The following is a 25,609-nucleotide window of genomic DNA, read 5'->3' as shown; positions in this document are numbered from 1 at the left end:
TTATTAACGGTCCGGCTCAGATCATGCTCGGATCGGGCTCCAGGCCCATCAACTCGCGGCCGAGGATCTGTGCGCAGACGTCGTAGTCGGTGTAGGCATGGGCCCCGGTCATGTGCGAGTCGCGGAACAGACGCTGCATCTCGTTGTGCTCGAACCAGGCGTTGCCACCGGCAGCCTCGAACAGACGGTCCACCGCTTGGATGCACATTTTGGTCGCGTAGGCCTGATTGGTGCGCCAGAACGCCAGGGTTTCGCGGGTTGGATAACGCTGCTGTTCGCTGTGTTCGGCATGTTCCTCCCAGGTTTTCTCGAGAAAGGCTCGGGCTGCAGCCACCTGATGAGTCGACTCGGCCAGACGCATCAAGGCCGGGGTCGCGGCACCGACCGCAGCACCGGTGTAGGCACGCACGCGGGTTTTGGTCTTTTCGCGGAACACCTCAAGCATCCGCTCGGCAACACCCAGACTCACTGTAGAAAAACCGCTGGCGAAGTAAGGACGGTACGGCGAGTAGAAAATTTTGCTGTCCGGGTACAGACCGAAGCCTGCGGACTTGCCTTCCATCATGTCCTTGGCTTTCTGGATGCGGTGTTCTGGTACCAGCACATTGTCGATCATCAAGGTCTTGGTACCGCTGCCTTTCATGCCGGCGGCGAACCAGTCGTCACGGATCTGGTAGTCGCTGCGCGGCAGTACCGCGAAGCAGTAATCCTGGGTGCCCTCAGCATTCTTGCGACGGAAACCGACAATCGCCCACTCGGCGTGATCACAACCGCTGCTCCAGCCCATTTCACCGCTGAACAGCACGCCGCCTTCGGTCTCTTCAGTACGCCCAAAAGGCGCGATGCTGCTGCTGGCGGTGGCGTCCGGGTCAGTGCCCCAGACTTCCAGCTGCAATTTGGCCGAGAACATCGCCAGTTGATGGCTGTGAGTGCAGAGCAAGCTCATCGCCCATGCCGTGCTGGCACAAGAGCCAGCGAGCAAGGCAATACAGTCGGCAAATTGAGGCAGCGATATTTCCATGCCGCCGAACTTCTTCGGCTGAAAGGCTCTGTGCATGCCGATGCTTTTGAGCAGCGCAATGTTCTCGTCGGGAACCTTGCGATCCTGCTCGGCCTGAAAGGCATTGGCAGCGATGGTCGGCAGAATGGACTTGAGGTCTTCGAGGAGCGGGTTTGGCTTTTTCATGGACGGCCCTGCTTATTATTGGATGTCCAGCCGACTTCCCGAATCGAAGGAGCGGCGCTGGATGCAGGGCCAGTATGGAACGAGCGATTGCGTTGGAAAATGCACCTTCCAGAGCCAAGATTGTACTTTTCAAAGGCAATGACCCACGTCTCGTTCTCAGGCTTCGAACCGCTCTGGCAGGCACAGACATGTGGCCCGGCAGGCACAGTCAAGCCACGCCTGCCCCCACGGATTAACCTCGGGCTTTTCTCTTGTTCGCGATCAGGAAGACCCCCATGAGCGATATTCCACTGCTGCCTCAAGTTGAAGCCTTCCTCAGTCGAAGCCATGCGCTGTTTATTGACGGCGGCTACGTTCAGAGCCATTCCAGTCAGACGTTGGAGGTGATCAATCCCGCCACCGGCCAAGTTATCGCCCGCGTCGCCGACGCTGATCCAGTCGATATCGATGCGGCAGTGGAATCGGCCAACCGTGGCTTCAAGCATTGGTCCCAGGTCGCACCGGCGACACGTGGCAACGTGCTGCTGAAACTGGCGGACCTGCTGGAGCGCAACCGCGAAGAACTGGCGCAAATCGAAACCTGCCAGTCGGGCAAGATCATCCAGATTTCCCGGGCCTTCGAAGTCGACCAGGCTGCTCACTTCCTGCGTTATTACGCCGGCTGGGCGACCAAGATCAGCGGCCAGACCATCACCCCGTCACTGCCCTCCTTCGCCGGCGAACGCTATACCGCCTTCACCCTGCGCGAACCGGTCGGCGTGGTGGTGGGCATTGTGCCGTGGAATTTTTCGACCATGATCGCCATCTGGAAACTCGCCTCGGCGCTCGTAACCGGGTGCAGCATCATCATCAAACCCAGCGAATTCACCCCGCTGACCATCCTGCGGATCGCCGAACTGGCGATCGAAGCCGGTCTGCCTGCCGGCGCGTTGAACGTATTGACCGGTGGTGGTCTGGTGGGCAAAGGACTGATCGAGCACCCTGGCACCGACAAGGTTTCGTTCACCGGCTCAGTGCCGACCGGCATCGCCGTTGGCCGGAGTGCCATGGGTGCCGGGTTGACCCGAGCCACTCTGGAACTGGGCGGTAAAAACTCGGCGGGTTTCCTGCGCGATGTCGATCTGGACAAAGCGGTCAACGGCACCATCGAGGCCGGCTTCCTGCATTCCGGACAAATTTGTGCCGCGGCCGAACGGTTCTTCGCCCATCGCTCGCAGATCGAGCAGATCATGGACAAACTGGCTCAACGCTTGCGCAAGCTGAACATCGGCTCGCCACTGGATGAGCGCACCGAATTCGGTCCGGTCACCAACCGCCAGCATCAACTCAAGCTCGAAGGTTTTTTCGCCAAGGCCCGTGCCGAAAACAACACCATCATCCACGGCGGCAACCTGATCGACCGGCCGGGCTACTATGTCGAACCGACAGTGATCCTCGCCAACACCATCGACGACACTCTGCTCAACGAGGAAACCTTCGGCCCGATAGCCACCTTCTTTCCCTACGACACCGAAGAAGAACTGCTGGAACTGATGAACAACACGCCCTATGGCCTGAGTGCCAGCCTCTGGACCAATGACCTGAGCAAAGCCCTGCGCATGGTGCCCGCGATCGAGGCAGGGACTGTGTGGGTGAATATGCACACCATGCTCGATCCGGCGGTGCCGTTTGGCGGCAACAAGTCCTCGGGGGTGGGACGCGAGTTTGGTAGTGCCTTTATCGATGACTACACCGAGCTCAAGTCGGTGATGATTCGTTACTGATAGCGGTTGAACTGTGGCGCGCTCATCAGGCCGCAGGTGCTAACGTGATGGCTTGCAGGAAGTGCGCACGAAATTGCGCACACGCTGTGTACCGCCATCCACAAAAAGGATCGCTGATCATGACAGGTGTTCATAAGGCTGCTCAGCTTGGTTACTCAACAGAAGCCAGTACCTATGTTCATGGCCGCCCGGGCTATCCAAGCGACCTTAAGACGTGGCTCAGGGAAACGCTCGACATAAATCCCGGATCAACGGTCATCGATTTGGGCGCCGGCACCGGCAAGTTCACTCGACTGCTAAAATCAATGGACATCGATGTTATTGCCGTCGAACCGGTCGAGGCCATGCGAACCGAGTTTACCCATAATCTGCCGGACGTCAGGATACTGGAGGGAACGGCCGATTCGATCCCGCTCGGATCTGGAACGGCTCAGGCGCTGATATGCGCTCAGGCCTTTCACTGGTTCGCGACTGAAACGGCTCTGGCCGAGATCCACCGAGTGCTCCAACCGAACGGACGACTCGGGCTGATCTGGAACGTACGCGATGAGTCGGTGGACTGGGTAGCGGCCATCACCAAGATCATTACTCCCTACGAAGGCGATACCCCACGCTTTCATACCGGGGACTGGCGATTGCCCTTCACGGGGCGCTACTTCTCTGAGCCCGAAGTGACCTGCTTTCCATACACACATGCAGGCAGTGCCCAGGAGGTGATCATCGACCGGTTTTTGTCGGTGAGTTTCATTGCCGCTCTACCTCCCGCAGAGAAGGCGAAAGTTGCCGAGCAATTGCAGGCCCTGATCCAGACCCACCCGTCCCTGCGCGGGCATCAAACTATTGAGTTCCCGTATCAGACCCAAGCCTGGCTATGTCGCCGACTTGATTGAACTACTCATCAGTCCATCAGGCAAGTGCCCCAGAGCGCATGCCTGCAAAGCGGCTCCAGACAGAGCCGCCTTACCGGAAACACTATGCACTCATCCAAACATCGAACTTGATCGGTGCACTGAAGCTGACCGCTGACAGGCGTTCACCGGCGGTACCCGCCCCCGCCACGGTTGAGCACGCTCCAGCTGCCCGGCGAATGCCAACAAGGTACTTTCCTCGCCAAAGCGCCCGGCAAAATGCGCGCCCATGGGCAGCCCCGCCGCGCTCCAGGACAAAGGCACCGACATCGCCGGTTGGCCGCTGGCGTTGAACAGCGCCGTGAATGGAGAGTAGCTGTGGTAGCGCTCGATCAACTCATCCAGGCTCAAGCGATCGTCCTGAAGGTCCAGTTCGCCAATCGGTATCGGTTCACGCGCCAGGGTCGGCGTGAGGATCAGGTCGTAATCCTGCATGAACACCGCCAACTGCCGACCCAAGGCATGAATCCACTCCACCGCCGCCGCATACTGCGCGCCGCTGACATCGCCCTTGCTGCGCAGAATGATCCGTGTCCGGGCTTCGAGTTCTTCAGGCTGCACCGCAAAACCGCGCATCTGGCCCAATACGTCGACATAGTGGCGAGTGCTTGCGCCAATGATGGTGAATACCTGATCGAGAAACTCTGGCAACACCACTGGCAAACTGACCGGTTCAATCCGGTGCCCCAGGGATTTGCACAAACTGGCGGCCTGGCGCACGGCATCGAGACTTTCTGTAGAGGTTGGCCAAGGTCCCAATTGCTCGACCAACGCAATACGCAACGGCCGTGGATCACGCTGCAGTGCTGCGACATAAGGCTGCGTCTGCATCGGCGCGGCATAAGGGGCGCCCAAATCAATGCCGGCCGTGGCATCCAACAACGCGGCGCTGTCACGTACCGACAAGGTAATTGCGTGCGGGGTCCCCATCCCGGCCCAGCCCTCACCGACCATCGGACCTGAAGGTAGCAACCCGCGACTCGGTTTGAGTCCGAACACCCCGCAGCAGGACGCTGGGACTCGCAGGGAGCCACCCCCATCGTTGCCATGGGCGAAGGGCACAACTCTCGCCGCAACCAAGGCTGCCGCGCCGCCACTGGAACCGCCCGCGCTATGGGCGATGTTCCAGGGATTGCGCGTGGCGCCAAATCGCGTTGACTCAGTGGAGTAAGACGTCCCGAACTCCGGGGAGGTACTGGTACCGAGAATCAGACAACCTGCACGGCGCAAACGCGTCACGATTTCAGATTCGAAATCCGCCCGGAATCCTCCCAGGGACCGTGAACCATTGGTCATCGCCGCGCCGTTGACCGGAGAAAACAGATCCTTGATCAAGGTCGGGACACCGGCAAACACGCCTTCACCTGGCTGCGACTCTCGTGCCGCCTGACGCGCTGAATCGTACAGCCGCTCGGCCACCGCGTTGAGCTGCGGTTCAACCAGCTCGATGCGATCAATCACCGCCTCGAGCAGCTCGCAGGGTTGAACTTCACCACGTCTGACCCACTCGGCCAGACCTGTGGCGTCCTCGTTGTCCAGCAAGTTCTGGATGTCTTGCATACCCATCTCTCCCTTTAAAATTACGAATGACTCGATTCGAAAGTGCTGGCGACGGCTTTTCGTCGCGCTTGCATGCCGGCCAGCGCCCAGACCAGTGCCGAGGCAAAACTGGCGAACGCCAGCCATTCGATGGAATGGCGCAGGTCACCCGAGAAAGCACTGATCAGTGCCACCACCAGCGGGCTGACAAATTGGCCGAAATACAGAAAAGCGGTGAATCCTCCCAACCCACGACCACGGGTATTGGCACTCAAGGCATTCATCACTGGTGCCATCGCGTTGGGCACCAGAAGCCCGGCGCCCAGACCGTGAATAAGCACCGCCACCAGTACAGCGTTGTAACTTTGCCCGCGCATCAACAGCCAGAGCCCAAGCCCCAACAATGTCAGCAACAGCGCATTGCAACCGGCGATACCGATGCGTCGACGCAACAGCGGCCACATCAACGAACCACCCAAGGTCGCCAGCAGACTCAAACCCGCCGAAAGCCCGATCATCGTGCTCGAGGTAATCCCCAGACTGACCAGCAGAATCGGTGCCTGAATCGGCACGATGAAGCTCAAGACCATACCGCTGAGGATCAGCAGATAACCGAGCACCAACGGAAACACCGCGACCTTTCCCTGATCGGGCTCCTCGACCTGTTGCTTGCCGGTCGCCGGCTCCCACAACACCTTCATCATCACCGGCACCAGCAACAGCGGCAGCAGGTACAGCAAGAACGGCAGACGCCAGGAGTGCTCACCCAATGCACCGCCCACCACAAAGAACAGCGAGCCCACCAGGCCGATGGTCACCACTTGCCGATTGATGTAGCGCAGTCGTTCCTCGCCCTGCCAATAGTCAGCAATCAAGGTGGCGCAGCAGGTCATCACCGCGGCTTCGGCACAACCGAACAACAGACGCACGCCGACGATGGCCGACAAGTCATCGAGCACTGCCGGCACGGCCCCGAGCAAGGCGTACAGCAAGGTTGCAATCACCAGCAAAGTCTTGCGCCCGACCCGATCAGCCAACCACCCGGCCAGGGGTGCGCACAGTGCTATCGCCAGCGCCGGCCCGGTGACCGCCAAAGGCACCAGCAAGTCAGCCTGGGGTTCCAAGGGGCCGAACTCGGCGCCAAGTTTGGGCAATATTGGAGCGACCATCACCGCGCCCATGATGGTCAGGCTGCTGCCAAGCATCAGCACCAGTCCTTCACGTCGCCCACTGGCCTGACGTGGCGAAGAGGAGGCAGCAGCTGAAACAAAACGTGATTGGTTCATGACGAGCCCCTCAGAAACTTTGAGAAATACGCAGAGCCACGGTGTAGCCCTCGGCACGATTGCTGGCGTCGTGCTCCTTGTAGGCATGCAGCCAGACAGGTGGCACCCCCGGTTTGAAGTAGCTCACCGCAGGACCAATCGCCAGGACCCGCGCGCGGTTGCCCGCCTCCAGACCCGGTGCATCGTCATCGGTGAACTGGCGGTAGTAGTAACCGCCCAACCCCACGGTCCATGGCCCTACGTGCTGGCCGACGGCGAATTCGTGGCGGTACTCGACACCATTTTTGTAATCGGTCGCGTGGTTACGCGTATTGACGTCGACTTCAAAGCTTGAAGAAACCTCGAAGCCACTGTCGGTGATGTAGGTGGCGTTGACGATCGGCGAGAACGTCCAGTGATTGAGGCCAGGTGAAACCAGACGATTCTTGTCGTAGTCACCGGTGGGTGTCTGGATCTGCAGCTGCGTGTTGATGAACAGATTCGGCGACAGGTTCCACTGCAAGATCAATGGCAACAATTGCACGTCGGCCATGCGAAAGGGATCGGCTTCCAGGCTCAACGGCCCGACCGGCGTCGGCACCTTGACTGAAGCGTCCATTTTGAAGAACGGCACCACCACGCCGAAACCATACTTGGCGCCCAATACGGTGTGATCCGTCATGCGCATGTACGCGACGCCGATCGACAGCACGTCCAGCGAGAAGTTGTTGTCGAGTGAACGTCCGTGGCGGTCCTTCTGAACGTTGGCCGAGTAAAACGAAGTTCGCAGACCCAAGGTCCCGAAAGGTGTTGCCGGCGGCATCATCCCCGCGCCGAAATCATAAACACCGACCGCCGTGGTCGGCGCACCGTTCTCGGTGCCATGAGCGGTGGCGCAGAAACCGAGCAACCCCAATGTGAACAACGTGAAGGTTCTGACGCTTGAATTATTGTTATGAATCATCGAATGCCCCTCCCATCAAGTGGTGTGGGCCATCCTAGTAAGCAGTGCAGTAGACGGGTTATCCGATTTCAGCAGAGTTGGGTGCGACGCAAGGTCTGTGAAGGGCTTTCACCAAACATGGTTCGGTAATCGCTGGAGAAACGACTCAAATGCCAGAAACCCCAGCGTGCTGCCACTTCTTGTACCCCATGGGATTGAGTGCTCTTTCGCAGTTCACGGCGCACTGCATTGAGGCGCAACGCACGCAAATAAGCCACCGGATTGATCCCCAGGGTTTCCTGAAAGCAGTACTGGAGTTTGCGCCGGCTGGCGCCTATGTGATTGCACAGGTCAAGAATCGACAGCGGCTCGTCGAGGTGGCCGAGCGCATACTCGCGTGCCCGATCGACCATCCTTTTGCGTGCCGTGGGATTGAGTGGCGGGGCTTGATCCGGCGCAACCAATTCCAGCAAGTGCAGCATCACCGCATCGCGTATGCCACGGCGGATAGAGTCATACCCAAGCAACGCATCACGCTGCTGATCGCAGCCCGACAGCTCATCGAACAGCGCAGCGAGCTCAGCGGGCACAGAGGAGTTGCCCAAGCGGTAACACTTGGGAAGATCGGTAATTCGAAAGTGACTGCCCTGACGCTCCAGGAGATGCTCAAGTGCCTGTTCTTCAATCGCCACCCCAAGCAAATCAAGTTGCTGCGGCGTGCGCAACTCGGGAAGATTTTCACCGTGAGCGACTAACAGGCTGAGCTCGTGAATCGGATGCCCCGAGCAATAGACCGAGCCGTGGGCACTCAAAGGTATGCTGAAGGTGATTGCACCTTTCCAGGCCATGCCACTTTTAGTCATGGCCTGATTAGAGCGGTCGCGGACCAGTTGCATCCAGTCCGAACGGAACTCGATCAGCTCACCTTCAAAGCGTCCCGGGGTTAACTGATCGTAGCGAACTTGCCAGCCGCCCAAATTCCGGGCGTGCTCATCGATGTCGCTGGTCAGAAAACGCTGGATGGGTAACGCCGATCGGACAGCCACTGAGGCCGGTGGTATCAGCACATTATTATTGTTCATTGACCCAACCTTCATCAGTTCCAAGGCTTACAGGCGTGACATCACGCAAGTTCCATTCCGACCTTAAGGCGGACCGCACATTTGTGCCGAAAATGGATAGTTCAAGGATTCACACCTCATACCGATAAAGCCTGGTGCCAGCCAAGCGTTCTCGGGAGCTGATCCTGACACCCCTCCATGCCGAGGTTGGGTGGTGCGTGCCAGCCTATCGCCTGAAGAGCGAGCAAAGCACTATGGATCCAAGGCACTGTCAATGTGGCGCGCGCTTCAACCGGCCAGGCACTGTTCGGCGAAGACCGGGCTCGCGTCACCGTGGCGTTGTGGCTGAGTTACTTCTTCACCTTGACTGTGATGTACATGTTATCGACAGCTACAGAAACGATAGAACCAGTCCTGCCGCAAGCGATGTGCTCCAGGCAACTGCGGCAATAGCCCAGCCCTCCTTTTATCGCCTTCCGACCAGAAACCCGCTTCAGGGACTTGTGCTTCAGGTATTATGGTATACCATCAGACGCACAGACACTCTTACCCTACACGGAGCAGCTCATGAGTTTCGAAATCCGCAAGATCGTCAGCTACGTCGAAGAAACCTTTATCGAAGGCGGCAAGGCTGCCGACAAGCCCGTGACCATGGTCGGGCTGGCCGTCGTGATGAAAAACCCTTGGCTGGGTCGCGGCTTTGTCGAAGACCTGAAGCCGGAAATTCGCGCCAACTGCTCCGACCTCGGCGCGCTGATGGTCGAACGCCTGGTGGGCATTATCGGCGGTGCCGAGAAGATCGAAGCCTACGGCAAGGCCGCTGTCGTCGGCGCTGACGGAGAAATCGAACACGCCTCCGCCGTGATCCACACCCTGCGCTTCGGCAACCATTATCGCGAAGCGGTGAAAGCCAAGAGCTACCTGAGCTTCACCAACAAGCGTGGCGGCCCGGGCACCTCGATCCAGATCCCGATGATGCACAAGGACGACGAAGGCCTGCGTTCGCACTACATCACCCTGGAAATGCAGATCGAAGACGCGCCACGCGCCGATGAAATCGTCGTAGTCCTGGGTTGCGCCGATGGCGGCCGCCTGCACCCACGCATCGGCAATCGTTACATCGATCTGGAAGAACTGGCGGCCGAAAAAGCCCAGTAAGTCCCGTGAGAGCAACTACAACAAAAAGGCATGCAGGAGCGCTCCATGATTCGGCTCACCGCTGAACGCACCCCGGCTGGCACCAGTTACCTGGCGACCGGCCAAGGCCAGCCCGTGGTTTTGATCCACGGCGTGGGCCTGAACAAAGAAATGTGGGGCGGCCAGGTCGTTGGCCTGGCCACGAAGTACCGTGTGATTGCCTACGACATGCTGGGGCATGGCGCCAGCCCGCGCCCGGAAAGCGGCACGCCTCTGCTCGGCTATGCCGATCAGTTGCTGGAGCTGCTCGACCACCTGCAACTGCCTCAGGCGACAGTGATCGGTTTTTCCATGGGCGGGCTGGTAGCGCGGGCGTTTGCCCTGCATTACCCGCAACGCTTGCAAGGCCTGGTGGTGCTCAACAGTGTGTTCAACCGCAGCCCCGAACAGCGTGCCGGCGTCATCGCGCGCACCGCTCAGGCGGCCGAGCATGGTCCGGATGCCAACGCCGAAGCCGCGCTGTCGCGCTGGTTCAGCCGTGAATACCAGGCGGCCAACCCGGCACAGATCGCCGCGCTACGCCAGACCTTGGCGGGCAACGATCCGCAGGGTTACCTGACCACGTATGAGTTGTTCGCGACCCAGGACATGTACCGCGCGGAGGATCTGGGCAGCATTCAAGTGCCGACACTGGTTGCCACCGGCGAACTGGATCCCGGCTCGACACCGGAAATGGCCCAGCAACTGGCCGAGCGAATTCCCGGCGCGACCGTTGCCGTGCTCGCCGAGCAGCGGCATATGATGCCCGTAGAATCGCCGCGCCTGGTCAACCAGCTGTTGCTGGAGTTTCTCGACACGGCAAACGCCCGACAAAACCAAATAAAGGGGATCGTTGCATGACACTCGCACGCTTCCAGATGTGCATCGGCGGTGAATGGGTCGATGCCCTCTCCGGCAAGACCTTTGAAAGTTTGAACCCGGCCCTGGCTCAAGCCTGGGCTGAATTGCCCGATGCCGACGAAGGCGATGTCGAGCGCGCCGTGCAGGCTGCGCAGACGGCGTTCGACAGCCCGGCCTGGCGCGGCCTGACCGCCACCGCCCGGGGCAAACTGCTGCGCCGCCTCGGCGACCTGATCGCTGAGAACAAAGAACAACTGGCGCAGCTGGAAAGCCGCGATAACGGCAAGCTGATTCGCGAAACCCGCGGTCAGGTCAGCTACCTGCCGGAGTTTTTCCACTACACCGCGGGCCTGGCCGACAAGCTCGAAGGCGGCACCTTGCCGCTGGACAAGCCGGACCTGTTTGCCTACACCGTGCACGAAGCCATGGGTGTGGTCGCGGCGATCATTCCCTGGAACAGCCCGCTGTACCTGACGGCGATCAAACTGGCCCCTGCCCTTGCGGCCGGCAATACCATTGTCATCAAACCGTCCGAGCACGCTTCGGCAACCATTCTGGAGTTGGCTCGCCTGGCGCTGGAAGCCGGGATTCCGCCGGGGGTGGTCAACGTCGTCACCGGTTACGGCCCAAGCACCGGCGCCGCCCTCACCCGCCATCCGCTGGTGCGCAAAATTGCCTTCACCGGCGGCGCTGCCACGGCGCGGCATGTGGTGCGCAGCAGCGCTGAAAACTTCGCCAAATTGTCGCTGGAACTGGGCGGCAAATCACCGAACATTATCTTTGCCGACGCTGACCTCGACAGTGCGATCAATGGTGCGATTGCCGGGATCTATGCGGCATCAGGCCAGAGCTGCGTTTCCGGCTCGCGGTTGTTGGTGCAGGACGAAATCTACGATGAGTTCGTCGATCGTCTGGTCGAGCGCGCCAAGCGCATCCGCATTGGCAACCCGCAGGAAGACAGCAGCGAAATGGGCCCCATGGCCACCGCGCAACAATTGGCCGTGGTCGAAGGCCTGGTGGCCGATGCCCTGGCCGAGGGTGCGCGCCTGCGTCTGGGCGGCAAGCGTCCGGAGAATCTGGGTGATGGCTGGTTCTATGAGCCGACCCTGTTCGAATGCGACCGCAATTCGATGAAGATCATGCAGGAGGAAGTCTTCGGTCCAGTGGCCTCGGTCATCCGTTTCAAAGATGAGGCCGAAGCGCTGGCGATTGCCAACGACTCGCAGTTTGGTCTCGCCGCCGGCATCTGGACTCGCGACCTGGGGCGTGCTCATCGCCTGGCCCGGGACGTTCGCTCGGGGATTATCTGGGTCAACACCTACCGCGCTGTCTCGGCCATGGCGCCGATCGGCGGCTTCAAGAACAGCGGCTATGGACGCGAGAGCGGCATCGATTCGGTGCTGGCCTACACCGAGCTGAAAACGGTGTGGATCAACCTCTCTCAGGCACCCATGCCTGATCCCTTCGTGATGCGCTAGGAGACCGCCGACATGATCGAACCCGGCATTTACAAAGACGTCATGAGCTCGTTCCCATCCGGGGTCACGGTGGTCACCACCCTGGACCCGGACGGCGGCATCGTCGGCATCACCGCCAGTGCCTTCAGTGCGCTGTCGATTGATCCGGCACTGGTGCTGTTCTGCCCCAACTATGCCTCCGACACGTACCCGATCCTGCGTGACAGCAAGCAGTTCGCGATTCATCTGCTATCGGCCGACCAGACTGCCGAAGCCTATGCGTTTGCGGGCAAAGGCAAGGACAAGGCCAAAGGCATCGACTGGCACCTCAGCGAGCTGGGCAACCCTCTGCTGCGCAAAGCCACGGCGATCATCGAGTGCGAACTGTGGCGTGAATACGACGGCGGCGATCACGCGATCATCGTCGGCGCGGTGAAGAACCTGATTCTACCCGAGCAGCCGGTCACGCCGATGATCTATCACAAAGGCAAGCTGGGCCCGCTGCCCACCCTGGCCTGACGTCTACATTTGGGCTGCGTCTAACCACCCCCCGGTGCGGCCCTTTTTAAATTTCTATTATGGGAGCCGGTATGAGCCCAGCAGCCTTGCAACTGTTCCGCCAGCAGGCCTATATCAATGGCCAGTGGCTGGATGCGCCGGATGGCGCCTGTCAGGACATTCTCAACCCGGCCACCGGTGAGCTGATCGGCCAGGTGCCGAATCTTGGTGCCGCAGAAGCTCGTCAAGCCATTGCCGCCGCCAACAAAGCCTGGCCGGCCTGGCGAGCACTGACCGCCAAAGAGCGCAGCCAGACGCTCAAGCGCTGGCACGCCCTGATGCTGGAGCACGCCGACGCCCTGGCAGAAATCCTCACACTGGAACAAGGCAAGCCCCTGGCCGAAGCCAAGGGTGAAATCCTCTACGCCGCGAGTTTCATCGAGTGGTTCGCTGAAGAAGCCAAGCGCATCTACGGCGACACCATTCCCAGTCACAAAGGCGATGCGCGCATCGTGGTCAGCAAGGAACCGATCGGCGTGGTCGCGGCCATCACCCCGTGGAATTTTCCGGCGGCGATGATCACCCGCAAGGCCGGCCCGGCGCTGGCAGCCGGTTGCCCTTGCATCGTCAAACCGGCACCGGAAACCCCATTCTCGGCCCTGGCCATGGCCGCGTTGGCGGAACAGGCCGGGATTCCACCGGGCATTTTCAATGTGATCACTGGCGACGCCGTGGCCATCGGCGGTGAGCTGACCGCCAGTCCGCTGGTGCGCAAACTGTCATTCACCGGCTCCACCGCCATCGGCAAACTGCTCATGGCCCAGTGCGCGCCAACGCTGAAAAAAGTCTCACTGGAACTGGGGGGCAACGCACCCTTCATCGTGTTCGACGATGCTGATCTGGAGCGCGCCGTAGAAGGTGCGCTGATCGCCAAGTTCCGCAATGCCGGGCAAACCTGTGTCTGTGCCAATCGCTTCCTGGTGCAGAGCGGCATTCATGATGCTTTTGCCACGCGACTGGCCGAGCGCGTGGCGCAACTGAACATCGGCAGTGGTTTCGAGGCAGGTGTCGCTCAAGGTCCGCTGATTAACGAACGCGCGGTGGCCAAAGTCGAAGACCACGTTCAGGACGCCCTCTCCCAAGGCGCCCGACTGCTTTGCGGTGGTGAACGTCATGCACTGGGGCACGGCTTCTTCCAGCCAACCGTGTTGGCCGGTGTGACCGGTGACATGAAAGTCGCTCAAGAGGAAACCTTCGGCCCGCTGGCTGCGGTGTTCCGCTTCGACACCGAAGCCGAGGCTGTGCACTTGGCCAATGACACCGAATTCGGCCTCGCGGCGTACTGCTACACCCGTGATCTGGGCCGGGCCTGGCGCATGAGCGAAGCGCTGGAGTACGGCATGGTCGGGATCAACGAAGGGCTGATTTCCACCGAAGTTGCGCCCTTTGGCGGGATCAAATCCTCGGGGCTCGGCCGCGAAGGGTCCAAGTACGGCATCGAAGATTATCTGGAGCTCAAATACACCCTGATGGGCGGGCTCGACGATTTTGGGAGCACACAGCGATGAGCAATGAAAAGTATGAACAAGGCCTGAAAATCCGCACCCAGGTGCTGGGCGAAGCCTACGTGAACCGCTCCATCGAGAACGCCGACGACTTCACCCGGCCTCTTCAGGAGATGGTCACCGAGTACTGCTGGGGCCACGTCTGGGGCCGTGAGGGTTTGTCGCTTAAAGAGCGCAGCATGATAAACTTGGCGATGATTTCGGCCCTCAACCGGCCGCACGAACTCAAGTTGCATGTACGCGGCGCCTTGCGTAACGGCCTGAGTCGTGAACAAATACGCGAAATTTTGCTTCAGGTCGGTATTTATTGCGGTGTCCCCGCTGCCGTAGACAGTTTCCGGCTCGCCCGTGAAGCCTTCGCCGAAGCCGATGCCGAGGCCTCCAGTTAACCCTTGGCTGTTTTTGATGACCTGAGCACGATGATCCTGGATCGAAGCGCTCTTTTTGCATGGACAGCCACACTCAGAGCGGACCCCATGAAACGCCTGCCACTCGACGACAGCTTCAAGGTCAATCGCAACCCCGTTACCCTGCGCGAAATCGTGCTGGATAAACTGCGAAGCGCCATCATGAACTTCCAGCTCTTGCCGGGAGATCGTCTGGTCGAACGCGATCTGTGCGATCGCCTGGGCGTCAGCCGCACGTCCGTACGCGAAGCCTTGCGTCACCTGGAATCCGAAGGCCTGGTGGAATTCGCCGACGCCAAGGGTCCACGGGTCGCGATCATTACCCTGGCCGATGCCGTGGATATCTATGAGCTGCGTTGTGTGCTCGAAGGACTGATCGTCCAATTGTTCACCCTGCGTGCCAAGGCCAAGGACATCAAGGCCCTGGAAAAAGCCCTCGAGGAAAACCGCAAGGCCCTCAAGGAAGGTGAACTGCAACAGGTGATCGATTCGGTTCAAGGTTTCTACGACGTGCTGCTCGAAGGCTCCGGCAATCATGTGGCCGCCACTCAGCTGCGTCAGTTGCAGGCACGGATCAGCTACCTGCGGGCGACTTCGGTGTCCCAGGAAAATCGCCGTGGCGTGAGCAATCAGGAAATGGAACGCATGGTCGAGGCGATCAAGAGTGGCGATCCGCTGGCCGCCCACCAGGCTTGCGTCGACCACGTGCGCGCCGCCGCAACCGTTGCACTCGATTACCTCAAGCGCAAACAGGAAGAGACCGGAAAAATCCCCGAGATCACCCTGCCCATCGCGCTCAAAGAACCTCGCATAGGTCGCTAACCATGTTCAGCCCGAGCTTTTGTCCAAAGTGCGGCGGCGGTGACCTCAGTCACCAGCTGCCGCCGGGCGATACGCACGAGCGCCTGATGTGCAGCGGTTGCGGCTACATCCATTACATCAATCCGAAAATCATCGCCGGCTGCATCATCGAGCAAGACGGCAAGTACCTGCTGTGCCAACGCGCGATCCCGCCGCGCCCTGGCACCTGGACGCTGCCGGCCGGCTTCATGGAAGCCGGTGAGACCACCGAGCAGGCAGCGCTGCGCGAAGTCTGGGAAGAAAGCGGCGTGCGCGCGGAAATCCTCTCGCCCTACTCGATCTTCAGCGTGCCGAAGATCAGTGAGGTGTACATCATCTTCCGCGCCATCGCGCTGGAGATCACCGGCCAGTACGGGCCGGAAACCCTGGACTACAAATTCTTCGCGCCCGAGGACATTCCTTGGGACAGCATCTATTACCCGGCGATCCGGCAGATCCTCGAACGCTATATCGAGGAACGTCAGGCCGGGGTCTACGGCATCTATATTGGCAATGACGACAGCGGAAAAATTCACTTCATCCGCTGATATCCCCTAGGGCGCCACGCCTTCGACAATGATCACTTCGGCCCGAGCCACACCCTCGCGGTGCCGTTTCGCCTCTTGATATTGCTCGCTGTGGTAACAGGCCAGAGCCTGCTCGTAAGAGTCGAATTCGATGACCACGCTGCGTTGCGGCGTGCGGCGACCTTCCATCGCTTCGCTGCGCCCGCCCCTGGCCAGCATTCGCCCGCCATATAACGCGAAGGCCGCCGGTGCCCGCTGGGTGTATTGGCTGTATTGATCGGGGTCGGTGACATCCACGTGAGCAATCCAGTACGCCTTCATAGTGACCTCTCGCCTAATTTCGTATTATGGTATACCAATAAATATACCCACCCAACACTGAGAGTTCCAGCATGGCCTTCAACAGCATCGAAGAAATCATCGAAGACTACCGGCAAGGCAAGATGGTGCTGCTGGTCGATGACGAGGACCGGGAAAACGAAGGCGATCTGCTGCTCGCCGCCGACCGCTGCACCGCCGAGGCTATCAGCTTCATGGCCCGCGAAGCCCGGGGCCTGATCTGCCTGACCCTGACCGACGAACACTGTCAGCGCCTCGGTCTGGAGCAGATGGTGCCGAGCAATGGCAGTGTGTTCAGCACCGCGTTCACGGTATCCATCGAAGCCGCCGTGGGCGTGACCACCGGTATTTCCGCCGCCGATCGGGCGTGTACCGTTGCCGCCGCCGTCGCTGCCAATGCAGGTCCCACGGACATTGTGCAGCCCGGCCATATCTTCCCGCTACGCGCCAAGGAAGGGGGCGTCCTGACCCGTGCCGGTCACACCGAAGCCGGTTGCGACCTCGCCCGCCTGGCCGGCTTTACTCCCGCTTCGGTGATCGTCGAGGTGATGAATGACGACGGCACCATGGCTCGCCGCCCCGACCTGGAAGTCTTCGCACGCAAACATGGAATCAAGATCGGCACCATCGCCGATCTGATCCACTACCGGCTCAGCACCGAACACACCGTAGTGCGCATCGGCGAACGCGAATTGCCGACGGTGCATGGGACTTTCCGGCTGATCACCTTTGAGGACCGTATCGAAGGTGGCGTGCACATGGCGATGGTCATGGGTGACATTCGTCGGGAAGATCCCATCCTGGTCCGGGTGCATATGATCGATCCGCTGCGCGATCTGGTCGGCGCGCAGTACAGCGGCCCGTCCAATTGGACGTTGTGGGCCGCGCTGCAACGGGTGGCTGAAGAAGGTCGCGGCGTGGTGGTCGTGTTGGCCAACCATGAGTCGTCGCAAGCGCTGCTGGAACGCGTGCCCCAACTCACTCAGCCGCCACGGCAATTCAGCCGATCGCAATCACGCATCTATTCTGAAGTAGGGACCGGGGCGCAGATTCTGCAGGATCTCGGCGTGGGCAAGTTGCGTCATCTCGGCCCGCCACTGAAATACGCAGGCTTGACCGGTTATGACCTGGAAGTGGTCGAGAGCATCCCGTTCACCGAATGAGTCCGGGGATGGTCCCTTTACCCGCGCAGGCACTATTGGGTGACCTGACGGCAAAAAAACCGCTTTTGGCTGATAGCCGGTAAGGCAAAGTGCTTGCACAAAGTTTGGAATACCATAATATGATATTCCATAGACCGGACGATCGTAATCGACCAGATGGACCTACTGCTCCCGATAGGCGGGCATCAACAGCCCGCTCACAAACACAACAAATGAGGGCGTAAAAATGGTGTTGAACAAAGGTGTAACCGCAATGTTTTTTGCGGGTTTGTTGAGCATGACCAGTCAGGCGCTGATGGCGGCTGAAAGCGTCAACTTCGTCAGCTGGGGCGGCAGCACCCAGGATGCACAGAAGCAGGCCTGGGCCGATCCGTTCAGCAAGGCCAGCGGCATCACCGTGGTCCAGGATGGTCCTACCGACTATGGCAAACTCAAAGCCATGGTCGAAAGCGGTAACGTGCAATGGGACGTGGTCGACGTCGAGGCAGATTTTGCCTTGCGCGCGGCGGCTGAAGGCTTGCTCGAACCCCTCGACTTCTCGGTGATCCAGCGCGACAAAATCGACCCGCGTTTCGTCTCTGACCATGGTGTCGGCTCGTTCTACTTCTCCTTCGTCCTCGGTTACAACGAAGGCAAGCTCGGCGCCGGCAAACCCCAGGATTGGTCCGCGCTGTTCGACACCAAGACCTACCCTGGTAAACGCGCCCTCTACAAATGGCCAAGCCCTGGCGTGCTCGAACTGGCCCTGCTGGCCGATGGCGTTGCCGCCGACAAGCTCTATCCGCTGGACCTGGATCGCGCCTTCAAGAAACTCGACACCATCAAGAAAGACATCGTCTGGTGGGGCGGCGGCGCGCAGTCCCAACAGTTGCTGGCCTCGGGTGAAGCGAGCCTCGGGCAGTTCTGGAACGGTCGCATCTACGCCCTGCAACAGGATGGCGCACCGGTGGGCGTGAGCTGGAAACAGAACCTGGTCATGGCCGACATTCTGGTCATCCCAAAAGGCTCGAAAAACAAGGCTGCAGCCATGAAATTTTTGGCCAACGCAAGCAGCGCCAAAGGACAAGCTGACTTCTCCAACCTGACCGCCTATGCGCCGGTCAACGTCGACAGCGTAGCGCGCCTGGATCCGGTGCTCGCCCCTAACCTGCCGACTGCCTACGCTAAGGATCAGATCACTCTTGATTTCGCGTACTGGGCCAAGAACGGTCCGGCCATCGCGACACGGTGGAACGAATGGCTGGTCAAATGAAAATGACGGCAACAGCGTCCCGTCAACCTACTCCGACCGGGAGCGCAACTGGCGCTGCCGGGGCGGTTCTCGGCAAGGCGGCTGTAATGAACCAATCCCCTTCCCTGGCACAGCGCTGGCGCGGTTCGAGCAACCTGATCCCCGCCCTGCTGTTTCTAGGCCTGTTCTTTCTGGCGCCGCTGATTGGTCTGCTGCTGCGGGGCGTACTGGAACCGGTACCGGGCCTGGGTAACTATGAACAACTATTCGCCAACTCGGCTTATGCGCGGGTGTTGATCAACACCTTCTCGGTGGCCGGGCTGGTGACATTGTTCAGTCTGCTGCTGGGCTTTCCTCTGGCGTGGGCAATCACCCTGGTGCCTCGTGGCTGGGGCCGGTGGGTCCTCAATATTGTGCTGCTGTCGATGTGGACCAGCCTGCTGGCGCGGACCTACTCCTGGCTGGTGCTGTTGCAGGCATCCGGGGTGATCAACAAGGCACTGATGGCCATGGGCATCATCGATCAGCCACTGGAAATGGTGCACAACCTGACCGGCGTGGTGATCGGCATGAGTTACATCATGATCCCGTTCATCGTGCTGCCGTTGCAGGCAACCATGCAGGCCATCGACCCGATGATTCTGCAGGCCGGTTCGATTTGCGGCGCCAGCCCCTGGACCAACTTCTTCCGGGTGTTCCTGCCGCTGTGTCGGCCGGGGCTGTTCTCCGGTGGTCTGATGGTGTTTGTGATGTCCCTCGGTTACTACGTGACCCCGGCACTGCTGGGCGGCGCGCAGAACATGATGCTGCCGGAATTCATCATTCAGCAGGTGCAGTCGTTCCTCAACTGGGGACTGGCCAGCGCCGGTGCAGCCTTGCTGATCGTGATCACGCTGGTGTTGTTCTACTTCTACCTGAAGCTCCAGCCGGAATCCCCGGTTGGCGCCAGCAATGCGAGGTAAGCCGTCATGCTCCTGACCCCCAATGCCATGAGCCGGCGCATGCGTTTCGGCCTGTATTTCACCACGGGGCTGATCGCGCTGTTCCTGCTGTTGCCGATCGTGTTCATCGTGCTGCTGTCCTTCGGCTCCTCTCAGTGGCTGGTGTTTCCGCCGCCGGGCTGGACGCTGAAATGGTACGGCCAGTTCTTCTCCAATCCCGATTGGATGAACGCCGCCATGGCCAGCCTCAAGGTCGCGGTGCTGACCACGATCTGCGCTGTAGCCCTGGGTTTGCCAACCGCTTTTGCCTTGGTGCGCGGGCGCTTTCCAGGAAGGGAAATGCTCTACGGTCTGTTCACCCTGCCGATGATCGTGCCGCTGGTGATCATCGCCGTGGCGGTGTACGCGCTGTTTCTCAAACTCGGCTACACCGGAACGATGTTCGCTTTCGTGGTCAGCCACGTCATCGTGGCGCTGCCGTTCACCATCATCTCGATCATCAACTCATTGAAGCTGTTCGATCAGTCGATCGAAGATGCCGCGGTGATCTGCGGCGCCTCGCGACTGCAAGCAGTGTTCAAGGTGACCTTTCCGGCGATTCGTCCGGGCATGGTCGCCGGTGCGCTGTTCGCCTTTCTGGTGTCGTGGGACGAGGTGGTGCTGAGCGTGATGATGGCCAGCCCGACCCTGCAAACCCTGCCGGTAAAAATGTGGACCACTCTGCGCCAGGACCTGACGCCCGTGATCGCCGTCGCTTCGACGCTGCTGATCGGCCTCTCGGTATTGGTCATGGTCATCGCCGCCGCCGTTCGCCGGCGTAATCAAATCAGCGCTTGAGCGCCTGGAGTACGACATGAGTGCCGTGATCAAAGATTCCGCACAGCAGAACGACAAGCCCCTGGTCAGCCTGCGCAACCTGAACAAATACTACGGCGACTTCGCCGCCGTGGACGACATCTCGCTGGACATCAAGGACGGTGAATTCCTGACCTTCCTCGGCTCCAGCGGCTCCGGCAAAAGCACGACCTTGTCGATGCTCGCCGGCTTCGAAACCCCGAGCAGCGGCGAGATCCAGGTCAATGGCCAGTCGCTGGTCAACGTGCCGCCGCACAAACGCGACATCGGTATGGTGTTCCAGCGTTATTCGCTGTTCCCGCATTTGTCGGTGCGCGAGAACATCGCGTTCCCCCTGGCCATCCGCAAACTGGCCGCCAGCGAGCGCGAGCGCCGGGTCGACGCCATGCTTAAACTGGTGCAGCTTGAGCAATTCGCCCATCGCCGCCCTTCACAACTTTCCGGTGGTCAGCAGCAACGTGTGGCGATCGCTAGGGCGCTGGTTTATGAACCACGCATTCTGTTGATGGACGAACCGCTGGGCGCTTTGGACAAAAAACTCCGTGAAGACTTGCAGGACGAACTGCGTCAGCTGCATCGGCGCCTCGGCATCACCATCATCTACGTGACCCACGACCAGGAAGAAGCCATGCGCCTGTCTCAGCGCATCGCGATTTTCAGCCACGGCAAGATCGTCGGTCTGGGCAGCGGTTTTGACCTGTATCAGAACCCGCCGAATGCCTTTGTTGCTTCGTTCCTGGGCAACTCCAACTTCCTCAAGCTCAAGGCCCAGGGCAATGCGGTGGCTTCGTTTGAAGGTCAGTGGCTGTCGATTCGCCTGACCGCCGGGTTGCAAACCAATCAGGATGTGCTGCTGATGGTGCGGCCGGAAAAAGCGTTGGCGCTGAGCGTCGAGCAAGCCGCCCAGGAACCGTTGGCGGCGGGCTGGAACGAAGTCTCGGCCAAGGTCGTGGAAGTGCTGTTTCTTGGTGAAAGCCAGACTTGCAGCGTGGTGACCTCGGGCGGCACGTCGATGACCGTCAAGGCCCTCTCCGCCGCCGGCATGCCGCTCAAGGCCGGCGATCCGGTGCGCGTGCGCTGGGCCACCGCGGATGCATGTGTGTACACCGAATGGGCTGAAAGCGATCTGAACAAGGCCGCTGGCGCGCATTGATCCCCGGCCCATACCAGTGGGCCGCACGTTATTTGTCACCCTCGGGTCGCCGCAACGTCGGGTTGTGGTGGCCTTTTTTTTGTTCTTTGATTGGGTGGGCATATCCATTTCTGAGGTAATGGCGGGTTGGGGTTGGGGTACATATCCGTTTCTGCGGTAACGGCGGCTGACGGTTTCACTCTTGCAGCGAGTCACTTTGGAAAAGCCTGTATGGACCGGGGGCCCGCCGCCATCGGCCATCCATGGCCGGGGGCGGCTACCGCGGCATCCCTGCCGCGGAGCCCCTGCGCAATGCCTGCGTTCGGTCTCTGGGGAAAGGGGCAGCAGATCAAGATCAAGATCAATAGCCGAAGCAACAGCAAGATCAACAGCTTCGCGAGCAGGATTGCCCTCACAGTTGGACTGGGGACCGGGGAAGATTGGTCGGCTGACAGGCCGCCATCGCAGCGATGCGGCGACCCGACAAGCCAGCTCCCACATAGATCTGCGCACAGCTTTCGCTTTTCACCACTCAACAGGTCGAGCGCAGCAACGGATATGCCCACGCCATTACAAAAAAATACCCGGCAGAACCGGGCATTTTCGAACGCAAGACAGGTTTTAATCAGTCAACATAACCAAGCCTGGCAGCCCTGCTCTGCTCAGCCTGCCCGCGCGTAGCCAAGCAATAATAAAGTGGGCAAGTCACCACCAATCCCACCAGCCAGGAAAGGTCAGCCCCTTCGATGAGATTGGCATACGGCCCGACATACAACGAGGTATTGGCAAACGGCAACTGCACGATAATCCCGATGAAATACGCAGTGATCGCATGCAGATTGAAACGCCCATAGATCCCTCCGTCAGCCCGGAAGATCGACGCGATGTCGTAGTGTCCGCCCTTGATCAGATAGAAATCGATCAGGTTGATCGAAGCCCAAGGCACCAGCACCAGCAACAACGCCAGAATCAAGCCGATGAACTGTGAGATGAAGTCCGCCGAAGCCCCCAGCGCCACCAGGCAACAGCCCGCCAGCACCACACTCGACAACACCACCCGCAGCTTGATGCTCGGCGTCCACTGGCTGGCAAAGGTCTGGATCGAGGTGATGATCGACAGCACCGCGCCATACAGATTCAAGGCGTTGTGGCTGATGATATTGAGCAAGAACAGCACCATCAGAATCGGCCCCAGCCAGCCGGTGGACTGCTTCACCGCATCCATCGCTTCAGTGCCTTCCGGCGTTGCCAGCACCGCCACTGCGCCGAAGGTAAACGACAGAATGGTGCCCAGGGTCGCGCCCAGGTAAGTGGCCCAAAAGGGCTTGGCAATACCGATATCCGCCGGCAGGTAACGGGAGTAGTCCGACACATAAGGCGAGAAGCTGATCTGCCAGATGATCCCCAGCGACACCGTGGCCAGCCAGCCGGCCAGGTTAAAACCGCCGCGACTGAAAAAGTCTGCCGGCAATTCATGGGCGAAGATATAAAGGAAACCGGCGAGCAAGGCGCTGCCCATGACCCAGGTGCCGATGCGATTGAGAGTATGAATAAAGCGGTAACCGATCACTCCAATTGCGGTAGCGCTGAGGGCGCCGATGATGATGCTCGCCGGCACCGGAACCGAAGGCGCGATGCCGACTATCGATTTGCCGGCCAGCACGATGTTGGAGATGAAAAAACCGATGTAGATCAGCGCAGCGAAGAACACGATCAGCAGCGCACCATAACGGCCGAACTGACCACGGCTCTGCACCATTTGCGGAATACCCATGCGCGGCCCCTGGGCCGATGCGAGGGCAATCACCAAACCGCCGACCATATGCCCGAGGACAATCGCCAGCAGCCCCCAGAACAGGTCAAGGTGAAATACCTGAACCACCATCGCGCCGGTCACGATCGGCAACGGTGCGATGTTGGTGCTGAACCATAGAGTGAACAGATCGCGGGCCTTCCCATGGCGTTCCGCGAGTGGGACGTAATCGACCGTGTGATTCTCGATCAACGGGTCTTGCCGGGACATCTGGGACATGTGCATGAACTCGAGTTTGTCTGATCTTATATTTGTATGAAGCCAAACCGGGGGCGCTCTTTGGCAACCCCTCAGATGCGCACCATATTATGGTATTCCAATATTTTCACAAGACTGATCCGTTGCTTGAAAGGCAAACTGATCCGCTTATCCAGGGCTTCCGGCTCTCAACCTTGCGCTACAAGCCCCGGAAATATTGAGCCTTATCGCCTAAGGATGCGTTTATCGGCAAAGATAAAAAGCCCTTGCAAACTATGTATTACGGTATACCATCAGACCTACAAATCCATAAAAACCATGCCGCAGCGCCCGAGGACCCTCCAATGATCGATGCCGCCATCTACAAACAAGTCATGGGCTCGTTCCCGTCCGGTGTGACGGTAATCACCACGTTGGATGATGAGGGGCAAATCGTCGGCCTCACCGCCAGCGCGTTCAGCTCGCTGTCCATGGACCCGGCCCTGGTGCTGTTCTGCCCCAACTACAGCTCCGATTCCTATCCGGTACTGATCAAGAACAAACGCTTTGCCATTCACGTGCTTTCTGGCGGCCAGCAAAGCGAAGCCTATGCCTTCGCCCGTAAAGGCAAAGACAAAGCTCAAGGGATCGAATGGACGTTGAGCGAGCTGGGCAATCCGATTCTGGCCAACGCCACGGCCGTCATCGAATGTGAGTTATGGCGTGAATATGAAGGTGGCGACCACGCGATCATGGTTGGCGCCGTGAAGAACCTGATAGTGCCGCAGCACACCGCCGGTCCGCTGGTGTACTGCCACGGCAAGATGGGCGCCCTGCCCGTCCTCGCCTGAACCGACAGTCAATAACAAAGATCCGAGGTAAGCGTCATGAAGTTTTCCCTGTTCGTGCACATGGAACGTTGGGACGAAAGTGTCAGCCACCGCCAGTTGTTCGAAGACCTGACCGAACTGACCCTGATGGCCGAGGCCGGTGGTTTCAGCACCGTCTGGATCGGCGAACACCACGCCATGGAATACACCATCTCGCCAAGCCCGATGCCATTGCTGGCCTATCTGGCCGCCAAGACCACCACCATTCACCTTGGCGCTGGCACCATCATCGCGCCGTTCTGGCATCCGTTGCGGGTAGCTGGCGAGTGCGCATTGTTGGACGTGATCAGTAACGGTCGCATGGAAGTCGGCCTGGCCCGTGGCGCCTACCAAGTGGAATTCGACCGTATGGCCGGCGGCATGCCCGCTTCCTCAGGCGGTCAGGCCCTGCGGGAGATGGTCCCGGTGGTTCGCGCCCTGTGGCAAGGCGACTATGCCCACGACGGCGATATCTGGAAATTCCCCACCTCCACCAGCGTGCCAAAGCCGATCCAGAAGCCCAACCCGCCGATGTGGATCGCCGCTCGCGACCCGGACTCGCACAACTTCGCCGTGGCCAACGGCTGCAACGTGATGGTCACGCCGCTGATGAAGGGCGACGAAGAAGTCCTCGACCTGAAGAACAAGTTTCAGACCGCCCTGGACAACAACCCGGACGTACCGCGTCCGCAATTGATGGTGCTGCGTCACACCCACGTGCATGCGGCCGATGACCCAGAGGGCTGGAAAGTCGGGGCCAAGGCGATCTCGAAGTTCTACCGTACCTTCGATGCCTGGTTCGGCAACAAGGAAGTGCCGGTCAACGGCTTCCTGGCGCCGAGCCCGGAAGAGAAATTCGCCGCTCGCCCGGAATTCGAACTGGAGAGCCTGCACAAGACCGCCATGATCGGCACGGCAGAGGAAATCATCCCGCGCATCAAGTACTACCAGGAACTGGGCGTCGATGAGTTCAGCTTCTGGTGCGATAACAGCCTGCCTCACGCAGAGAAGAAAAAATCCCTGGAGCTGTTCATCAAGCAGGTGGTACCGGCGTTTCGCTAAGTTCGCCCGTCAGGCTTTGCGATAAGACCCA

Annotated in this window: 24 protein-coding genes and 1 pseudogene; 18 read left to right on the top strand and 7 right to left on the bottom strand. The window is 59.7% G+C overall.

Going from position 1 to position 25,609, the window contains the following annotated elements; translation table 11 throughout:
- Positions 1-16: 16 nt before the first annotated feature.
- The gene (locus ACQKPC_RS12440; RefSeq protein ID WP_427624816.1) at positions 17-1,186 is read right to left on the bottom strand and encodes a p-hydroxyphenylacetate 3-hydroxylase oxygenase component; all 1,170 of its coding nucleotides are present in this window, start codon (positions 1,184-1,186) and stop codon (positions 17-19) included.
- Between the two features lie 275 nt (positions 1,187-1,461).
- Here ACQKPC_RS12440 and ACQKPC_RS12435 point away from each other — a divergent pair, with 275 nt between their 5' ends.
- Entirely contained in the window at positions 1,462-2,949 is a 1,488-nt protein-coding gene (locus ACQKPC_RS12435) for an aldehyde dehydrogenase family protein (protein WP_427624814.1), read from the top strand.
- Positions 2,950-3,068: 119 nt separating this feature from the next.
- Positions 3,069-3,839 (top strand): class I SAM-dependent methyltransferase, encoded by a 771-nt coding sequence (locus ACQKPC_RS12430; protein ID WP_427624813.1) that lies wholly within the window; start codon positions 3,069-3,071, stop codon positions 3,837-3,839.
- Between the two features lie 90 nt (positions 3,840-3,929).
- Here ACQKPC_RS12430 and ACQKPC_RS12425 read toward each other — a convergent pair whose 3' ends face one another.
- The 4 genes from ACQKPC_RS12425 to ACQKPC_RS12410 form a co-directional block, all read right to left on the bottom strand.
- The gene (locus ACQKPC_RS12425; RefSeq protein WP_427624812.1) at positions 3,930-5,423 is read right to left on the bottom strand and encodes an amidase; all 1,494 of its coding nucleotides are present in this window, start codon (positions 5,421-5,423) and stop codon (positions 3,930-3,932) included.
- A gap of 14 nt (positions 5,424-5,437) precedes the next feature.
- Positions 5,438-6,682 carry an MFS transporter gene (locus ACQKPC_RS12420; protein WP_427624811.1) on the bottom strand — a complete coding sequence of 415 codons (1,245 nt, stop codon included), beginning with the start codon at positions 6,680-6,682 and terminating at the stop codon, positions 5,438-5,440.
- Between the two features lie 10 nt (positions 6,683-6,692).
- Positions 6,693-7,625, bottom strand: a complete 933-nt coding sequence (locus ACQKPC_RS12415) for a SphA family protein (RefSeq protein ID WP_427624809.1) — start codon at positions 7,623-7,625, stop codon at positions 6,693-6,695.
- A 68-nt stretch (positions 7,626-7,693) separates the two neighbouring features.
- Positions 7,694-8,686, bottom strand: a complete 993-nt coding sequence (locus ACQKPC_RS12410) for a helix-turn-helix domain-containing protein (protein ID WP_427624808.1) — start codon at positions 8,684-8,686, stop codon at positions 7,694-7,696.
- Positions 8,687-8,926: 240 nt separating this feature from the next.
- On the opposite strand from ACQKPC_RS12410, the pseudogene ACQKPC_RS12405 reads away from it, so the two are divergent.
- The 9 genes and pseudogenes from ACQKPC_RS12405 to ACQKPC_RS12365 form a co-directional block, all read left to right on the top strand.
- Positions 8,927-9,049, top strand: a pseudogene (locus ACQKPC_RS12405) (3-(3-hydroxy-phenyl)propionate transporter MhpT); the annotation flags it as partial.
- A 183-nt stretch (positions 9,050-9,232) separates the two neighbouring features.
- A complete protein-coding gene (locus ACQKPC_RS12400) occupies positions 9,233-9,823 on the top strand; it encodes an amino acid synthesis family protein (protein ID WP_216742977.1) in 591 nt (196 codons plus the stop codon).
- Positions 9,824-9,868: 45 nt separating this feature from the next.
- On the top strand, positions 9,869-10,702 hold the full coding sequence (locus ACQKPC_RS12395) for an alpha/beta fold hydrolase (RefSeq protein ID WP_018927717.1): 834 nt from the start codon (positions 9,869-9,871) through the stop codon (positions 10,700-10,702).
- Positions 10,699-12,180, top strand: a complete 1,482-nt coding sequence (locus ACQKPC_RS12390) for an aldehyde dehydrogenase (RefSeq protein ID WP_427624807.1) — start codon at positions 10,699-10,701, stop codon at positions 12,178-12,180. The genes ACQKPC_RS12395 and ACQKPC_RS12390 overlap by 4 nt, the downstream gene beginning before the upstream one ends.
- Positions 12,181-12,192: 12 nt before the next feature.
- Positions 12,193-12,678 carry a flavin reductase family protein gene (locus ACQKPC_RS12385; RefSeq protein WP_074877285.1) on the top strand — a complete coding sequence of 162 codons (486 nt, stop codon included), beginning with the start codon at positions 12,193-12,195 and terminating at the stop codon, positions 12,676-12,678.
- 71 nt (positions 12,679-12,749) lie between these two features.
- Positions 12,750-14,225: an NAD-dependent succinate-semialdehyde dehydrogenase gene (locus ACQKPC_RS12380; protein WP_427624805.1), complete on the top strand. Its 1,476-nt coding sequence runs from the start codon at positions 12,750-12,752 to the stop codon at positions 14,223-14,225.
- Positions 14,222-14,611, top strand: a complete 390-nt coding sequence (gene pcaC / locus ACQKPC_RS12375; RefSeq protein WP_096510322.1) for a 4-carboxymuconolactone decarboxylase — start codon at positions 14,222-14,224, stop codon at positions 14,609-14,611. The genes ACQKPC_RS12380 and pcaC overlap by 4 nt, the downstream gene beginning before the upstream one ends.
- 87 nt (positions 14,612-14,698) lie before the next feature.
- Positions 14,699-15,451 (top strand): GntR family transcriptional regulator, encoded by a 753-nt coding sequence (locus tag ACQKPC_RS12370; protein WP_095129270.1) that lies wholly within the window; start codon positions 14,699-14,701, stop codon positions 15,449-15,451.
- A 2-nt stretch (positions 15,452-15,453) separates the two neighbouring features.
- On the top strand, positions 15,454-16,017 hold the full coding sequence (locus ACQKPC_RS12365; protein ID WP_427624804.1) for an NUDIX hydrolase: 564 nt from the start codon (positions 15,454-15,456) through the stop codon (positions 16,015-16,017).
- A gap of 6 nt (positions 16,018-16,023) precedes the next feature.
- Here the strand turns inward: ACQKPC_RS12365 and ACQKPC_RS12360 are convergent, their stop codons facing one another.
- Positions 16,024-16,317, bottom strand: a complete 294-nt coding sequence (locus tag ACQKPC_RS12360; RefSeq protein ID WP_018927711.1) for a DUF1330 domain-containing protein — start codon at positions 16,315-16,317, stop codon at positions 16,024-16,026.
- 71 nt (positions 16,318-16,388) lie between these two features.
- Between ACQKPC_RS12360 and ribBA the strand changes: the two genes are divergently transcribed.
- The 5 genes from ribBA (at position 16,389) to ACQKPC_RS12335 (ending at position 21,678) form a co-directional block, all read left to right on the top strand.
- Positions 16,389-17,498 (top strand): bifunctional 3,4-dihydroxy-2-butanone-4-phosphate synthase/GTP cyclohydrolase II, encoded by a 1,110-nt coding sequence (gene ribBA, locus ACQKPC_RS12355; RefSeq protein ID WP_427624802.1) that lies wholly within the window; start codon positions 16,389-16,391, stop codon positions 17,496-17,498.
- Between the two features lie 226 nt (positions 17,499-17,724).
- On the top strand, positions 17,725-18,750 hold the full coding sequence (locus tag ACQKPC_RS12350; protein ID WP_427624801.1) for an ABC transporter substrate-binding protein: 1,026 nt from the start codon (positions 17,725-17,727) through the stop codon (positions 18,748-18,750).
- Positions 18,747-19,691 carry an ABC transporter permease gene (locus ACQKPC_RS12345; RefSeq protein ID WP_427624938.1) on the top strand — a complete coding sequence of 315 codons (945 nt, stop codon included), beginning with the start codon at positions 18,747-18,749 and terminating at the stop codon, positions 19,689-19,691. The genes ACQKPC_RS12350 and ACQKPC_RS12345 overlap by 4 nt, the downstream gene beginning before the upstream one ends.
- 6 nt (positions 19,692-19,697) lie before the next feature.
- Positions 19,698-20,507 carry an ABC transporter permease gene (locus tag ACQKPC_RS12340; RefSeq protein ID WP_074877303.1) on the top strand — a complete coding sequence of 270 codons (810 nt, stop codon included), beginning with the start codon at positions 19,698-19,700 and terminating at the stop codon, positions 20,505-20,507.
- A 16-nt stretch (positions 20,508-20,523) separates the two neighbouring features.
- A complete protein-coding gene (locus tag ACQKPC_RS12335; protein WP_427624800.1) occupies positions 20,524-21,678 on the top strand; it encodes an ABC transporter ATP-binding protein in 1,155 nt (384 codons plus the stop codon).
- A gap of 604 nt (positions 21,679-22,282) precedes the next feature.
- On the opposite strand, the gene ACQKPC_RS12330 is transcribed toward ACQKPC_RS12335, so the two are convergent.
- Positions 22,283-23,689 carry a purine-cytosine permease family protein gene (locus ACQKPC_RS12330; protein WP_427624799.1) on the bottom strand — a complete coding sequence of 469 codons (1,407 nt, stop codon included), beginning with the start codon at positions 23,687-23,689 and terminating at the stop codon, positions 22,283-22,285.
- 323 nt (positions 23,690-24,012) lie between these two features.
- On the opposite strand from ACQKPC_RS12330, the gene ACQKPC_RS12325 reads away from it, so the two are divergent.
- Positions 24,013-24,498: a flavin reductase family protein gene (locus ACQKPC_RS12325; protein ID WP_074877311.1), complete on the top strand. Its 486-nt coding sequence runs from the start codon at positions 24,013-24,015 to the stop codon at positions 24,496-24,498.
- A gap of 36 nt (positions 24,499-24,534) precedes the next feature.
- Complete coding sequence (locus tag ACQKPC_RS12320) at positions 24,535-25,578, top strand: LLM class flavin-dependent oxidoreductase (protein WP_427624797.1); 1,044 nt, start codon at positions 24,535-24,537, stop codon at positions 25,576-25,578.
- The last annotated feature ends 31 nt before the right edge of the window (positions 25,579-25,609 follow it).

The organism is Pseudomonas sp. NPDC089918 (genome assembly GCF_050280605.1).
In the GTDB taxonomy this organism is placed as follows: domain Bacteria; phylum Pseudomonadota; class Gammaproteobacteria; order Pseudomonadales; family Pseudomonadaceae; genus Aquipseudomonas.
The sequence above is the reverse complement of the archived record's forward strand: the minus strand, read 5'-3'. Positions and strand labels throughout refer to the sequence as shown.